Raw genomic sequence first — 14,306 nt, forward strand, 5'->3', positions numbered from 1 at the left:
ATGAGTGGTTATTCGCTGGCGCCTTTCGCTTAGCCAGCCAATGTGGCGTTGTCGATCACGAAGCGATACTTGACGTCGCCCTTGAGCATCCGCTCATAGGATTCGTTGATCTGATCGACCCGGACCAACTCGATGTCGGCGACGATGCCGTGCTCGGCGCAGAAATCCAGCATCTCCTGTGTCTCGGGGATACCGCCGATCATCGAGCCGGCAATCGTTCGTCGTTTCATGATCAGGTTGAACACGTTGGGCGATGGATGCGGCGAGGCGGGCGCACCGACCAGGGTCAGCGCACCATCGCGCTTGAGTAGAACCAGAAAGGCATCGAGATCGTGGGGGGCTGCGACGGTGTTGAGGATGAAGTCGAAGCTCTTGGCATGCGCGGCCATCTCCTCAGCGTTGCGCGATACCACCACTTCGTCAGCGCCCAACTCCTTCGCCGCTTCGCGCTTGGATTCGGATGTAGTGAACGCCACGACGTGGGCGCCCATCGCGTGGGCCAGCTTGATGCCCATGTGGCCCAGGCCACCAATGCCGACCACGCCGATTTTCTTGCCCGGACCGGCGTTCCAGTGACGGAGTGGGGAGTAGGTGGTGATGCCCGCACACAGCAGTGGTGCGACGGCGGCCAGTTGTTCTTCGGGATGGCGGATACGCAGAACATAACGTTCATGCACCACGATGTTTTGTGAGTAGCCGCCGAGCGTCCAGCCAGGTGCGTCCGGGGTCGGGAAGTTGTAGGTGCCGACCATGCCGTCGCAATAGTTTTCCAGCCCCGTGGCACAGTCTTCACAGTGTTTGCAGCTGTCGACGATGCAACCGACACCGACCAGATCGCCGACTTTGAAATCCACAACATGCGCGCCGACCGCCGATACACGACCCACAATTTCGTGCCCCGGTACGCAGGGAAATTGCGTGCCCGCCCACTCGGCGCGCACCTGGTGCAAGTCCGAATGGCAGATGCCGCAAAAGGCAATATCGATCTGAACGTCATGGGCGACGGGTGTACGGCGAATGATTTGCAACGGTTCAAGGGGCTTGTCACCCGCATGAGCACCATAGGCTTGTACAAGCATGGGAGAGTCCTCAATGGCTTTGTCGGATGAACATTTTCCGGCTCTGCCCAGACTCCCTGTAGTGCATTGCACTGGATTACTTGCCTGATTCTATGAGTCTCTGTTTTTTTGCAGGACGGTCGTAAGCGGGCGAGTTAGAGTTCAGCGAAGAGGTACAAGGCGAACATGACGATCAAACACGACACCGCTGCTCAACACCTGTCGCCACAAGAAACGCTTGCGCGGATCATTGGCGAGCAGATCCCGAAACCAGGTGACTACGGTACGCCCATTACGGGCCTGGGCTTTTTCAGGCGCGAACATCCGTCGCCGCCCGTCGTCTGCATGGTCGAGCCAAGCATCATCCTCGTCGCCCAGGGGGAGAAACAGCTTTGGGTAGGTGGCGAGGGCTACCCGTATGACACGTCGCGATTTCTGATCACCTCATTGGACTTGCCCGCCAATTCTGAGGTGCTGGCGGCAAGCCCGGAGCAGCCATGCCTGGGGCTGACTTTGAAGCTCGATTTGCGCATGCTGGCTGAGCTGATAGTGCAGGGTGACTTGCCGCCAACCCGTGATCGATCAGTGGTGAAAGGTGTCGGGATTGGTTCAGTAACGCCTGCCATGTTGGCGTCGTTCGAGCGCTTGCTGGCGCTACTCGATGAGCCTGAAGCCATCCCTGTGCTTGCGCCCCTGATTCAGCGCGAAATTCACTATCGTCTCTTGAAGAGTGATCAGGCTGCCAGGTTGCGGCAGATTACCTCGGTCGATGGCCAGGGTTATCGCATCGCAAAAGCCATCGACTGGCTGAAGTTGAATTACGCCTCGGCGCTTCGCGTCGAAGAACTTGCGGCGCGAGTGCAGATGAGCACACCCACCTTTCATCACCACTTCCGCCAGCTCACCTCGATGAGCCCGTTGCAGTACCAGAAGTGGTTGCGATTGAACGAGGCGAGGCGATTGATGCTCAACGAGCATCAGGAAGTATCAAGCGCAGCCTACCAGGTCGGCTATGAAAGCCCATCGCAGTTCAGCCGCGAATACAGCCGTCTGTTTGGCGTACCCCCCAAGCGGGATATTGCGATGTTGCGAGGGCAGGGGGTAGCAACATAAATACACCCTGTCAGGCAGGCGCCATCAGGACGGTTCTCAGCTGGCAGCTAAGGCTATACAAGGCCGACAAACGACAGAATAACCAGGACAATCACAACTGCCCCGACGATGTAGATAATATTGTTCATGAAAGCCACCTCTCTATCCCAACAGGATTGCGACACCACGGTGCCTATACAGATGACACCTGCGTTCGCAGTTCCGTTCCCCGAACCAGTCTCGACGGCAGCGCTCACCACTGAAGGACTATCAGATAATGTTCTCCAATAAATCAGTCGTGTGTCGCGCAGCAGCAACTCCTCGAGGCAGCCACTGTCGACCGGCTCAAGTGATGAAGTTTGTGGGCGCTCGGAAAAGTCGTTCAAAATGGCCGATTCGTGACTAGATATCTTATCGGTCACAAGTTGTCAGTCGGCGATTGGGTGAGTAAGCTGTTCCCATGAATCAGCCATCAATATCTTCAGCTTCGCCCAGCCCCCGTGGCCCAGCCGATCACGACATTCGAGACCAGATTGTTGCGGCGGCCAACGAACACTTCAGTCAGTACGGCTACGGCAAAACCACGGTTTCCGACCTGGCTAGGGCCATTGGGTTTTCCAAGGCCTACATCTACAAATTTTTTGATTCCAAGCAGGCGATCGGTGAAGCCATCTGTGCAAATTGTCTGGCAGAAATCGTCGCGGCTGTGGAGCAGGCGATCAATGTAGAAGACCTGTCGCCGACGGAACGCTTTCGACGATTGGTCAAAACTGTGGTCGCCACAGGCGTGAATCTGTTCTTTAACGACCGAAAACTCTATGACATTGCAGCATTTGCGGCGTCGGAAAGCTGGCCCAGTACGCAGGCTTATGACGCACAGATCAAACGCTTCGTGTTGCAAATCGTGCGGGAGGGGCGAGAGATCGGCGAATTTGAACGCAAGACTCCCCTGGACGAAACAGTAGAAGCGATACATCTGGCTTTGCGGCCTTTCGTCAATCCTTTACTCCTGCAGTACAACCTCGATTATGTCGAGGAGGCGCCCACGCTCACCGCCAACCTCATTTTGCGTAGCCTCATGCCTTGACCTTCGGCTAACGGTTTTACGTCACGCCTGTGTAAGCGACACATCACCAAAACGGCTTTTCACTTTGCCCTTCTTCCAGTCGTCGAAGGGCATTTCATTTATTCGCGTTGTGACCATTGACTGAATTGGTCACATGAATAAATATGGTGAGCCGTTACTTCTACTGCTTCATCTCAGTGATCCCATAGAGTTCAAACAATGAAAAAAATGTTGCTCAAGAGCCCATTTGGCCTCGCTGTCGTGCTCGCATCTTCAAATGTGTTTGCAAGCGGTTTCGCTCTCAATGAACAAAGCGTCAGTGGGATGGGGTCCGGGTTTGCCGGGCGCTCCTCATCCGCTGAAGATGCGAGCACGGTCTTCGGTAATCCGGCGGGTATGTCTCGATTGAAAAGAGAGCAGGTCAGCGTGGGCGCGGCGACTCTATTCGCGAAGACCGACATAAGCCAAACCCGCAGTACATTCGGAGGCCAGGAAGACGGCGACATGGTGCCAACCACCACAGTGCCTATGGGTTACTACGTCAAACCCATCGATGAGCATTGGGCGTTCGGTGTAGGGTTTTATGTACCTTTCGGTCTGATGACTGACTATGGCAGCGGTTTTGCCGGGCGTTACTACGCCAACAAAAGTGAGGTCACGACCCTTACGTTCCAGCCCACCATCAGCTATGCCTTCAACGACAAAGTTTCGATCGGGTTCGGTCCGACCATCAACCGCATCACCGGTGAGCTGTCCGGGATGGTGCCCAATCCACTTAGCCCAGGTCGCAATGACGGAAAACTCAAAAGCACGGGCGATGACACGGCCCTCGGTTTCAACGCCGGTATCCTGGTGCAGGCTACAGACCAAACTCGCTTGGGCATGACTTACCATTCCAAGGTCAGTTACCACTTGGACGCCAAGACCAAGGTCACCGACGGCATCTTTAGCGTGTTGGGGGTCAGCGGCCGGAGTTATGACGCTTCGCTGGATGTGGATACCCCAGAGTCAGTGGATTTCTCGGTGACTCATCAGCTCAATAATGACTGGACTCTATATTTGGGGAGTACCTGGACACGCTGGAGTCGCTTTAAAGAATTAACCATCGAGAACACGGGTTTACCCCCTTTGTTGAGCGGCTCGCTGGGCACTATTACCGAAGAACAGAACTGGCATGATACGTGGGCTCACGCTATCGGCACGGCGTACAAATTGAACAGCCAATGGGTACTTCGCGCAGGCTTCTCGGTCGACCAGTCTCCCACCAACAACACCAACCGTGGACCACGTATTCCTACGGGTGACCGGAAGGTTATCAGCTTCGGTGCTGGCTGGACTCCGGCGGACAATGTCACGATCGATGTTGCTTATTCCTACCTATGGGAGGAGAGCGTGCAGATCAACGACGCCTCTGCGAATAGAGGTGCATACAGTGCCAAATTTAAGAGCAGTGCGAACGGGCTCGGTACGTCTGTGAGTTACCGCTTCTAATTGAGTGCTGTTACACGATGAATGTCCTGTCGGGAGCACGCGTTGCCTCCCGACCTTTAGGAACACATCTCGGGCCTTTCCCCTGAGGTAAAAGGCCTCTTTGTCTCCCCCTCAGACTCCCATCACCTGCGCCATAAGGCCCTGATGAAACCGACGAGGCGTGGCCCAAGTCAAGACAGTAATGGCCTTGTTGCCAAAACCCGGCACCACGCTCATGCGTCCGGCTTGCAGCGCACGGATTCCTGCACGTACGACGGGTTGGGGCTGCATCATCACCCTTTTCAAGACCGGCGTGATCTTTTGCTTGGCGCTTTCTGCAAATCCGGTATCCGACATTCCTGGGCACAGTGCGGTAACGACGACGCCGTCTTTTTTCAGTTCGCGATGAAGCGCATCAGAGAAGCGAAGAACATAGGCTTTCGCGGCAGAGTAAACGGCGAAATTCTTCACGCCCTGGAAGGACAGCAAGCTGGCGACCATCAGGATGTGCCCACGTTTGCGGGCTCGCATGTCGGCCGCGAAAAGGCGTGTCAGGGCTGTCAGGCTGGCGATATCCAAATCAATCATGGTCAGGGACTCATCCAGAGGTTGATCCAGGAAAGGCCCCTGCAATCCATGACCCGCATTGTTGATGAGCACATCGATCACTATATTGCGTTCGCTGAGTCGCTCATGCAGTCCGATGATCGCCGGGATCGAGGACAGGTCTACTTGTTCGACGATCACATCAACGCCGAAGCGTTCGCGCAACTGCGCCGATAGCGCTTCGAGCTTACTCAGCCTTCTTGCTACCAGAACGAGCGATTTTCCCTGCGCTGCATATTGCCGGGCAAACTCCTCGCCAAATCCGCTTGATGCGCCGGTGATGAGCACCCAGGAATTTTCGTTCGACTTCATTTCGCTGTACTCCGGTTGGTTTCTATTGAGCAATTGGCTGCTGACCGCGTCAGTCGGTGAGCGAACCCACTCTCGGATTGGGTAGTAGCTGAAAGAGGGGGGGAGGTGCGTGCATCAAGTGCTACGTCACCTGGTTAAATCATCGTGTCGCAACAGGCTGGGCTTCAGGAGGCTGCCAGCCACCACCGAGCGCCTTGAATGCCGCGACCGCCGCCCGTGCCGATTCCGTTCGTGCTTGTGCCCGAGCATCGGAAGCCTGCAGCATCGTCTCGTCGGCGTGCAGGACATCGATCAGGCTGGCCGTGCCTTTCTCATAGGCAATGAACGACGATTGGCGAGCCTGTGTCAGAGATGCCTCACCCCCGGTGAGGGTGGTTGCTTGAGCTTCCCGATTCACCAGTGAGGAGAGCGCGTTTTCGACATCCTCGGTGGCGCGCAGCACAGACTGACGGTAAGCGGCCAGGGCTTCGGCTTCCTGTCCCTTGGCTTGGTCGATTTGGGCGTTTATGCGACCAAAATCGAAGAGCCTCCAGCGCAGTCCCAATACGCCCGCCGACTGGCTGGCGCCGCCAGTAAAAAGGTTGCCAGCGGATACAGCCGTGGCACTGCCCAGCAATGCGCTAAGGGAGAATTTCGGGTAGTACTCAGCAATCGCCTCCCCGATGCGTGCATTTGAGGCCGCAAGACGGCGCTCAGCCACAATGAGGTCTGGCCTGCGGCGCAGCAAATCGGCCGGCGTTCCCATCGCCTTTAATTGCGGCGCTACAGGAATGCTCCCCGCACTGGCCAGTTGTGTGCGGTGAGTGCCTGGCGGCGTGCCGAGCATGACATCCAGCGCATTCATGGCAGCATCCAGACCGGTCTGCAGGACCGGCACTGTCGCCTGGACCTGCGATAGCGCCCCTTCGGCCTGGCGAACCTGATAGTTGGCGGCGAGCCCCTTGCTGTAGAGCAATTGGACTTTCTCTAGTAGCTCCTGCTGTGTTTTGACTTGTCGGTTCGCAATGTCCAGCCGGGTCTGCAGTCCGCGGATAGTGATGTAGACATCGGCGGTCTGTGCAGCGACGGCCAATCGTGTGGCAGCGGCGCCCGCCTGGGAAGCCTGGTACTCGGCCAGAGCAGCCTCGCGTCCGCGGCGCAATCCGCCAAAGACATCTACCTCCCAGCTGGCATCGAGGTTGGCCTCGTAGGAACTTCCGTACCGGTCATAGCCAGGCGTTGAGTTCAACACCTGGCCGAGCGGAGTCTCGATTGACTGGTAGGAGTGCGCGGCCTGTCCGCTGATGTTCCCCGAGGGCAGTAAAGCGGCATTTGCAGCGCCCAGTCCGGCCCGTGCCTGCGTGACTCGCGCCGACGCCTGCGCCAGGTCCAGGTTCTGCTCAAGTGCCTTGGAGACGAAGTCGGCTAACAGCGGATCACCAAAGCCTTCCCACCAGGCGACAAGACTGGCCGGCGTCGCCCCAGGCCTCTGTTCGACAGAAGACTGCCCCAAGTAATGGTCCGACAGTGGGGCGTCCGGACGGTGATAGTCCGGACCGACCGCGCAACCTGTCATCAAGCTGGCACTCACCAAGAGAGCAATGGGGCGGAGGGGAGGCATTGAGGTACCTTCAATTGAGGATGTTAGTGACTATATTACGTTATGGTCACTATCTGTCAATCGACGCTCTTTGGGCTGAGCTCGAGGTTGGCCAGCAGTATTCGGCAATACTAGTGCTGAGATCATGGGGTTCGGTACTTCATGATTCGTGACCATTGACAGGTATGGTCACTAGACTGAGAATGAAGCGCCAGTCCTATTTGTTTAAGTAAGGGAACCTATGCGCCGGCTTCGACCTGTCCCCATTGCCGCTTGCTTGTTGCCTCTCGTCCTGACGGCGTGTGGCGACTCATCCACCGTTGAAGATCCACGCACGCATGCCCCTCTGGTGAGGTCCTCTGCGGTTCAGGGTTCGTCCGACGTCTCACGTTCTTTCACGGGCGTCGTGGCTGCCCGCGTCCAGGGCGACCTGGGCTTCCGGGTATCAGGCAAGGTGCTTGAGCGTCTGGTTGACACCGGTCAGACCGTTAAGCGTGGTCAGCCACTCATGCGTCTCGATCCAATCGACCTGGGGTTGCAGGCGCGAGCACAGCAAGAGTCAGTCATAGCCGCTCGGGCCCGAGCCAAGCAGACTGCAGATGACGAGGCGCGATATCGCGACCTGGTCGCCGCAGGCGCTATTTCCGCATCGGCTTACGACCAGATCAAAGCCGCAGCGGATACCGCAAAGGCGCAGCTCAGCGCCGCTGAAGCGCAGGCTGATGTAGCCCGCAATGCTTCTGGTTATGCGGTGCTGTTTGCGGATTCCGACGGCGTAGTGGTGGAGACGCTCGCCGAGCCCGGGCAAGTCGTCAGCCCGGGGCAGCCCGTGGTTCGACTGGCGCGGGCGGGGCAGCGCGAAGCCATCGTGCATCTGCCCGAGACGCTACGCCCCGCAGCAGGATCCACCGCGCAGGCGACGCTTTATGGCAATACCACGGGTGCTGTTACAGCGAAGCTGAGGTTGCTTTCTGACTCGGCCGACCGAATGACACGCACCTTCGAGGCGCGGTATGTGCTTGAGGGCGCGCTGGCCAATGCACCGCTAGGTTCGACCGTCACGCTTCGGATCGCTGAAGGCGCCACGCAAGGGCAGGGGCTACAAGTGCCGATCGCTGCCGTTTATGACCCAGGCCAAGGCACTGGCGTGTGGGTCATTGCCGGTACACCTGCGAAGGTGGCCTGGCGACCTGTTCAAATCTTGGGCTTGAGCGACGACGCAGCGCGAGTCGCAGGCGATCTCAAGGTCGGCGAGCAGATTGTAGCGTTAGGCGCGCATCTGCTGCACGATGGTGAGGAGGTGAGGCTGGCTCAACCGGATGGCGTCAAGGTCGCAGGGAGTCATCCATGAGCGAGGGGCGCTTCAATCTCTCCGCGATCGCCGTTCGCGAGCGCTCCATCACGGTGTTTCTGATCTTCCTGATCGCCGTTGCGGGCATCCTGTCGTTCTTCCAACTGGGGCGTGCGGAAGATCCTCCGTTTACGGTCAAGCAGTTGACGGTCATTACCGCGTGGCCGGGCGCCACGGCGCAGGAGATGCAGGATCAGGTAGCAGAGCCACTTGAAAAACGCCTGCAAGAACTGAAATGGTACGACCGCACGGAAACCTACACCCGTCCTGGCCTCGCTTTCACCATGGTGTCACTACGCGATAGCACGCCGCCCTCGCAAGTGCAGGAGGAGTTCTATCAGGCGCGTAAAAAGCTCGACGATGAGGCCAGGAAGCTGCCGGCGGGTGTCATCGGGCCAATGGTCAACGACGAGTTTTCGGACGTGACATTTGCACTGTTCGCCCTGAAAGCCAAAGGCGAACCGCAGCGACTGTTGGTACGTGATGCAGAGTCGTTGCGCCAACAACTGTTGCATGTGCCGGGCGTGAAGAAGGTCAACATCATTGGGGAGCAACCCGAGCGCATCTTTGTTTCCTTTTCCCATGATCGGCTGGCCACCTTGGGCGTATCACCTCAGGACATCTTTGCCGCGCTGAATAATCAGAACGTGCTCACGCCTGCCGGTTCGATCGAAAGCGACGGGCCGCAGGTCTTTCTTCGGCTGGATGGCGCCTTCGATAAGGTGCAGAAGATTCGTGACACACCCATTGCGGTTCAGGGGCGGACGCTGAAGCTCTCGGACGTGGCGACGATCGAACGTGGTTATGAAGATCCGGCAACCTTTCTCGTGCGTAATAACGGTGAAGAGGCCTTGTTGCTGGGGATCGTGATGCGTGAGGGTTGGAACGGTCTTGACCTGGGCAAGGCGCTGGACGCGGAGACGGTCAAGATCAATGAAGGCATGCCGTTGGGCATGACGCTCTCCAAGGTCACCGATCAATCTGTAAATATCAGTTCGGCCGTCGGCGAGTTCATGGTCAAGTTTTTCGTCGCGCTGCTTGTGGTGATGCTCGTCTGCTTTCTCAGCATGGGCTGGCGTGTAGGCGTTGTGGTCGCTGCGGCTGTGCCGTTGACGTTGGCTGTGGTGTTTGTGGTGATGGCGGCCACTGGAAAGAACTTTGACCGTATCACCCTTGGCTCGTTGATTCTGGCGCTCGGACTGTTGGTGGACGACGCCATCATTGCTATCGAAATGATGGTGGTGAAAATGGAAGAGGGCTACGACCGCATCAAAGCTTCCGCGTACGCCTGGAGTCATACAGCCGCGCCGATGCTTTCCGGTACGCTGGTGACGGCTATCGGCTTTATGCCCAACGGTTTCGCGCAGTCGACAGCCGGCGAGTACACCAGCAACATGTTCTGGATCGTGGGCATTGCCCTGATTGCCTCCTGGGTGGTTGCGGTAGCTTTTACCCCGTACCTGGGTGTGAAGATGTTGCCGAACATCAAGAAGGTGGAGGGTGGTCATGCGGCCATCTACAACACCCGAAATTACAACCGCTTCCGTCAGGTGTTGACGCGTGTCATCGCTCGCAAATGGCTGGTAGCCGGTACTGTTATCGCAATGTTTGGCGTGGCGATTCTCGGCATGAGCCTGGTCAAGAAACAGTTCTTCCCTACCTCGGACCGTCCAGAGGTATTGATTGAAGTGCAAATGCCTTATGGAACCTCCATTGAGCAGACCAGCGCCACCACCGCCAAGATAGAGGCCTGGCTGCAAAAGCAGGGTGAGGCAAAAATCGTCACGGCCTATATCGGGCAAGGCGCGCCGCGTTTCTATCTGGCGATGGCGCCGGAACTCCCTGATCCATCGTTCGCGAAGATTGTGGTGCTGACGGACAGCCAGGAGGAGCGCGAGTCCCTCAAGTTCCGTCTCCGCGAGGCCGCTGCTGAGGGACTTGCCCCAGAAGCGCGTGTCAGGGTGACTCAGCTTGTATTTGGTCCATATTCGCCGTTCCCTGTTGCCTATCGGGTGATGGGGCCTGATCCGTCAAAATTGCGCGAGATCGCGGGCCAGGTGCTGGACGTGATGCAGTCGAGCCCGATGATGAGAACCGTCAACACTGACTGGGGGCCACTGACGCCGACGCTGCATTTCGCCCTGGATCAGGATCGCTTGGAGGCGGTGGGGTTGACGTCAAACTCAGTCGCGCAGCAACTGCAATTCCTGTTGACCGGAGTACCGATCACCGCAGTTCGTGAGGACATTCGCTCGGTGCAGGTGGTCGGTCGCGCAGCGGGTGATATCCGGCTCGATCCCGCCAGGATAGAAGGCTTTACGCTGGTGGGCACGGCGGGTCAGCGGATTCCGCTGTCTCAGGTGGGAGAGGTCGATGTTCGTATGGAGGATCCGATCCTCCGACGTCGTGACCGCACGCCGACCATTACCGTGCGCGGTGATATTGCCGAAGGCCTGCAGCCACCGGACGTCTCGAGCGTGATCATGAAGGAGCTGCAGCCGGTCATCGACCAGCTGCCTGACGGGTACCGGATCGAGCAGGCGGGTGCAATCGAGGAGTCGGGCAAAGCCGGTAAAGCGATGTTGCCGCTGTTCCCGATCATGATTGCCATGACGCTGCTGATCATTATTCTGCAGGTACGTTCGATCTCGGCGATGGTCATGGTGTTCCTCACCTCGCCACTGGGGTTGATTGGTGTGGTGCCGACACTGCTTATCTTCCAGCAGCCGTTTGGTATCAACGCTCTGGTAGGTCTAATCGCCCTTTCAGGCATTTTGATGCGCAATACGCTGATTCTGATTGGGCAAATCCATCACAACGCCCAAGAAGGGCTGGATCCGTTTCACGCGGTGGTCGAAGCCACGGTCCAACGTGCCCGCCCGGTACTGCTGACAGCGCTGGCGGCGATCCTGGCATTCATTCCCCTGACACACTCCGTCTTCTGGGGGACGCTGGCCTACACGCTGATCGGAGGCACGTTCGTCGGAACCATCATGACGCTGGTGTTCCTGCCAGCGATGTACTCCATCTGGTTCAAGATCCGTCCCGACCATGCGGGGAAAACTGAACCAGCCAATAAGCAAGCAAGCCTGGTGGATAGGACGCCACCTCGTCCTCTCGATGTTCACCAAACCACAGAGCTTTAGCCGTAGGCCATAGCGTGCTGCTTTAGTGGGCGTCGACGTGGCTGTTTACCTGACACCGAACCGCCGAGGGGACGCAACGTCTCCTCGGCGGCCAACGTTCAGTCAGTCACAGACCCCTGCGGTATTCTCCCGGCGAAACTGTCCACCAGGCTCGCCACCACCATCTCTCCCATTCGCGTGCGAGTCTGCAGCGTCGCACTCGCGCGATGGGGCTGCAGTACCACGTTCTCGTTGGCAAACAGTGCTTCGGGCACGTTCGGTTCATCGACAAACACATCCAGCGCCGCACCCGCTATCTCTCCAGCGGCCAGTGCCGTCACCAGATCTACCTCGTTGACCAGCTTGCCGCGCGCCACGTTGATCAGATACCCGTCCTTGCCCAGCGCCTGCAGCACCTCGGCATTGATGATGGCTTCAGCCTTGTCGGCAGCGGCCGCGAGAATCAGTGCATCACTGTTGCTGGCCAGCTGCTTCAGATCGGCGATGAACGTGTGGTTCACATCGCTCATCGGCTGCAGATCGGTGTAACTGATCGGGCAGCCGAACGCCGCGGCCCGGGTCGCCACGGCACGGCCGACCCGGCCCATGCCGACGATGCCGATGCGCATGCCCGACACCTGACGTGCCAACGGCAACGGAGCCAACGGCGTCGGGCTATGGGGCCATTGGCCCGAACGCACATAACGATCACTGGTGCACAGACCCCGGCACACGGCAATCAACAAGCCGATGGCCAGGTCGGCGACGTCTTCGGTCAGCGCTCCGATGGTTGCCGTTACGCGGATTCCGCGATCCCGGGCGTAAGCCAGATCCACCGCATCGGTACCCACGCCATTGACCGCCACCACTTCCAGTTTCGGTAGTTGCGCCATCAGCGCCTGACTGATTCCGGTATGCCCGCCGGTGATCACCCCGCGAATGTTCGCACCGTGTTCCTGCAAATAAGCCTGCTTGTCGGCCTGCTGGAAGTAACGTCTGACGGTAAACAGCTCATCGAGCCGCGCGTTGATTTCAGGGATCAGGATCGGGCTGAGCTGCAAGACTTCTGGCTTCATGTAAACCTCGCGTAGCGGAATAAAAAGACCGGTTCAACCGCGACCGGCAAACGGCATGGCAGTGGCCATGACGGTCATGTTCAGGACGTTCGCTTCCAGCGGCAGGCCGGCGATGTAGCGCACGGCATCGGCCACATGTTTGACGTCCACCATCGGCTCCACGGCGATGGTGCCGTTGGCCTGGCGCACGCCTTTGGTCATGCGCACCGACATTTCGGTCAAGGCGTTGCCGATGTCGATCTGGCTGCAGGCGATGTTGAATTCGCGCCCGTCCAGGGCCAGGGATTTGGTCAGCCCCAGCACCGCATGTTTGCTGGCGGTGTAGGCGCTGCTGAAGGGGCGTGGGGTATGCGCCGAGATCGAACCGTTATTGATGATGCGTCCGCCCTGTGGCTGTTGCCGGCGCATCAGTGCGAAGGCACCACGGGCGCAGAGGAAAACGCCGTTGAGGTTGGTGTCGATCACGTTTCGCCACTGCTCGAACGTCAGCTCATCGAGCGGCACTGCAGGGGCGTTGACCCCGGCGTTGTTGAACACCACGTCGAGGCGTCCGTATACCTCGGTGATGGTGGCAAACAGCGCATCGACGCTGGCCGGGTCGCGCACATCAGTGGGCACCGCCAACGCTTCGTGTCCTTCGCTGAGCGCCAATTCGACCAAGGCCTGCAAAGGCTCCGCTCGGCGACCGGCCAACACCAGGGTGAATCCGTCTGCCATCAGAGCCAGCGCCACGGCGCGGCCGATTCCGCTGCCGGCGCCGGTGACCAGGGCCACTTTCAAAGGACTGGACATGTTGTTATCTCCTTTTTCCAATTCACGAGAGCGTATGTCGGGTTCAAGGTCGCTGACCGACGCGCATTTCCAGTTGGCCGATGCCGTCGATCCCGGCATTGATGATGTCGCCCGGTTGCAGCACATCGACACCCGCCGGGCTGCCGGTCATGATCAAGTCACCGGCCCGGAGCGCTACCGATTGCGAGATGCGGCTGATGATTTCACTGACCGACCAGATCTGGCTGTCGAGGCTGTCGCGTTGGCGCTCTTCGCCGTTGACGTTCAGCCACAATTCGCCGTCCGGGTGTCCGGCGCGAGTCACCGGCACGATGGCGGTCATCGGCGCGGCGCCGTCAAACACCTTGGCACCTTCCCACGGCAAGCCATTGCTTTTGGCCGCACGCTGGACATCACGGCGGGTCAGGTCAAGGCCGACGGCATAGCCCCAGACATAGGCCAGCGCCTGGCTCTCCGGAATATTGGCGCCGCCTTCGCCGATGGCCACGACCAATTCGATTTCGTGGACAAACTCTTCGGTCAACGGCGGGAAAGTCACTTCGCCCGTCGCATCCACCACGTTGCTCGCCGGCTTCATGAAGAACACCGGCGGCTGGCGGGACTGGCCTTGGGTGTCTGGCCAAGGGTAGTTGCGGCCGACGCAAAATACTCGGCCAACGGGAAAGCGTTGCTGGCTGGCGGCAACCGGCAAGGTCACGGGCAGGTCCGGGGTAAACACGTACTCGGTCATCGTCATTTTTGTAGTCGTCCTGTTTGAAGCGTCAGCGTACGGCGGCAAT

Annotated in this window: 11 protein-coding genes; 5 read left to right on the top strand and 6 right to left on the bottom strand. The window is 58.6% G+C overall.

Going from position 1 to position 14,306, the window contains the following annotated elements:
• Nucleotides 1-29: 29 nt before the first annotated feature.
• Nucleotides 30-1,079 carry an NAD(P)-dependent alcohol dehydrogenase gene (locus tag LOY28_RS11525; RefSeq protein ID WP_019649142.1) on the bottom strand — a complete coding sequence of 350 codons (1,050 nt, stop codon included), beginning with the start codon at nucleotides 1,077-1,079 and terminating at the stop codon, nucleotides 30-32.
• Nucleotides 1,080-1,244: 165 nt separating this feature from the next.
• On the opposite strand from LOY28_RS11525, the gene LOY28_RS11530 reads away from it, so the two are divergent.
• The 3 genes from LOY28_RS11530 to LOY28_RS11540 all read left to right on the top strand — a co-directional run bounded on the left by LOY28_RS11530 (nucleotide 1,245) and on the right by LOY28_RS11540 (nucleotide 4,707).
• Nucleotides 1,245-2,171 carry an AraC family transcriptional regulator gene (locus tag LOY28_RS11530; protein WP_258613863.1) on the top strand — a complete coding sequence of 309 codons (927 nt, stop codon included), beginning with the start codon at nucleotides 1,245-1,247 and terminating at the stop codon, nucleotides 2,169-2,171.
• 439 nt (nucleotides 2,172-2,610) lie between these two features.
• Complete coding sequence (locus tag LOY28_RS11535; RefSeq protein WP_018927737.1) at nucleotides 2,611-3,237, top strand: TetR/AcrR family transcriptional regulator; 627 nt, start codon at nucleotides 2,611-2,613, stop codon at nucleotides 3,235-3,237.
• 198 nt (nucleotides 3,238-3,435) lie between these two features.
• Nucleotides 3,436-4,707 carry an OmpP1/FadL family transporter gene (locus tag LOY28_RS11540; RefSeq protein WP_258613864.1) on the top strand — a complete coding sequence of 424 codons (1,272 nt, stop codon included), beginning with the start codon at nucleotides 3,436-3,438 and terminating at the stop codon, nucleotides 4,705-4,707.
• A 111-nt stretch (nucleotides 4,708-4,818) separates the two neighbouring features.
• On the opposite strand, the gene LOY28_RS11545 is transcribed toward LOY28_RS11540, so the two are convergent.
• Both LOY28_RS11545 and LOY28_RS11550 read right to left on the bottom strand, forming a co-directional pair.
• Entirely contained in the window at nucleotides 4,819-5,604 is a 786-nt protein-coding gene (locus LOY28_RS11545; RefSeq protein ID WP_064617137.1) for an SDR family oxidoreductase, read from the bottom strand.
• 139 nt (nucleotides 5,605-5,743) lie between these two features.
• Nucleotides 5,744-7,204 (bottom strand): efflux transporter outer membrane subunit, encoded by a 1,461-nt coding sequence (locus LOY28_RS11550; protein ID WP_258613865.1) that lies wholly within the window; start codon nucleotides 7,202-7,204, stop codon nucleotides 5,744-5,746.
• A 220-nt stretch (nucleotides 7,205-7,424) separates the two neighbouring features.
• On the opposite strand from LOY28_RS11550, the gene LOY28_RS11555 reads away from it, so the two are divergent.
• A complete protein-coding gene (locus tag LOY28_RS11555; protein WP_258613866.1) occupies nucleotides 7,425-8,534 on the top strand; it encodes an efflux RND transporter periplasmic adaptor subunit in 1,110 nt (369 codons plus the stop codon).
• Nucleotides 8,531-11,680 carry an efflux RND transporter permease subunit gene (locus LOY28_RS11560; RefSeq protein WP_258613867.1) on the top strand — a complete coding sequence of 1,050 codons (3,150 nt, stop codon included), beginning with the start codon at nucleotides 8,531-8,533 and terminating at the stop codon, nucleotides 11,678-11,680. The genes LOY28_RS11555 and LOY28_RS11560 overlap by 4 nt, the downstream gene beginning before the upstream one ends.
• 98 nt (nucleotides 11,681-11,778) lie before the next feature.
• On the opposite strand, the gene LOY28_RS11565 is transcribed toward LOY28_RS11560, so the two are convergent.
• The 3 genes from LOY28_RS11565 to LOY28_RS11575 are packed head-to-tail and all read right to left on the bottom strand — an operon-like array spanning nucleotide 11,779 to nucleotide 14,263.
• Complete coding sequence (locus LOY28_RS11565; RefSeq protein WP_258613868.1) at nucleotides 11,779-12,735, bottom strand: 2-hydroxyacid dehydrogenase; 957 nt, start codon at nucleotides 12,733-12,735, stop codon at nucleotides 11,779-11,781.
• Between the two features lie 33 nt (nucleotides 12,736-12,768).
• On the bottom strand, nucleotides 12,769-13,527 hold the full coding sequence (locus tag LOY28_RS11570; RefSeq protein ID WP_138867308.1) for an SDR family oxidoreductase: 759 nt from the start codon (nucleotides 13,525-13,527) through the stop codon (nucleotides 12,769-12,771).
• Nucleotides 13,528-13,570: 43 nt separating this feature from the next.
• Nucleotides 13,571-14,263, bottom strand: a complete 693-nt coding sequence (locus LOY28_RS11575) for a fumarylacetoacetate hydrolase family protein (RefSeq protein ID WP_258613869.1) — start codon at nucleotides 14,261-14,263, stop codon at nucleotides 13,571-13,573.
• Nucleotides 14,264-14,306: the final 43 nt, after the last annotated feature.

The sequence above is a fragment of the Pseudomonas sp. B21-017 genome, from assembly GCF_024749245.1.
Classification (GTDB): Bacteria; Pseudomonadota; Gammaproteobacteria; order Pseudomonadales; family Pseudomonadaceae; genus Aquipseudomonas.

What these genes read in the sequence shown, in the direction of transcription:
- LOY28_RS11525 (WP_019649142.1), bottom strand. Translation starts at nt 1,079, where the DNA reads ATGCTTGTACAAGCCTATGGTGCTCATGCGGGTGACAAGCCCCTTGAA.
- LOY28_RS11530 (WP_258613863.1), top strand. Translation starts at nt 1,245, where the DNA reads ATGACGATCAAACACGACACCGCTGCTCAACACCTGTCGCCACAAGAA.
- LOY28_RS11535 (WP_018927737.1), top strand. Translation starts at nt 2,611, where the DNA reads ATGAATCAGCCATCAATATCTTCAGCTTCGCCCAGCCCCCGTGGCCCA.
- LOY28_RS11540 (WP_258613864.1), top strand. Translation starts at nt 3,436, where the DNA reads ATGAAAAAAATGTTGCTCAAGAGCCCATTTGGCCTCGCTGTCGTGCTC.
- LOY28_RS11545 (WP_064617137.1), bottom strand. Translation starts at nt 5,604, where the DNA reads ATGAAGTCGAACGAAAATTCCTGGGTGCTCATCACCGGCGCATCAAGC.
- LOY28_RS11550 (WP_258613865.1), bottom strand. Translation starts at nt 7,204, where the DNA reads ATGCCTCCCCTCCGCCCCATTGCTCTCTTGGTGAGTGCCAGCTTGATG.
- LOY28_RS11555 (WP_258613866.1), top strand. Translation starts at nt 7,425, where the DNA reads ATGCGCCGGCTTCGACCTGTCCCCATTGCCGCTTGCTTGTTGCCTCTC.
- LOY28_RS11560 (WP_258613867.1), top strand. Translation starts at nt 8,531, where the DNA reads ATGAGCGAGGGGCGCTTCAATCTCTCCGCGATCGCCGTTCGCGAGCGC.
- LOY28_RS11565 (WP_258613868.1), bottom strand. Translation starts at nt 12,735, where the DNA reads ATGAAGCCAGAAGTCTTGCAGCTCAGCCCGATCCTGATCCCTGAAATC.
- LOY28_RS11570 (WP_138867308.1), bottom strand. Translation starts at nt 13,527, where the DNA reads ATGTCCAGTCCTTTGAAAGTGGCCCTGGTCACCGGCGCCGGCAGCGGA.
- LOY28_RS11575 (WP_258613869.1), bottom strand. Translation starts at nt 14,263, where the DNA reads ATGACGATGACCGAGTACGTGTTTACCCCGGACCTGCCCGTGACCTTG.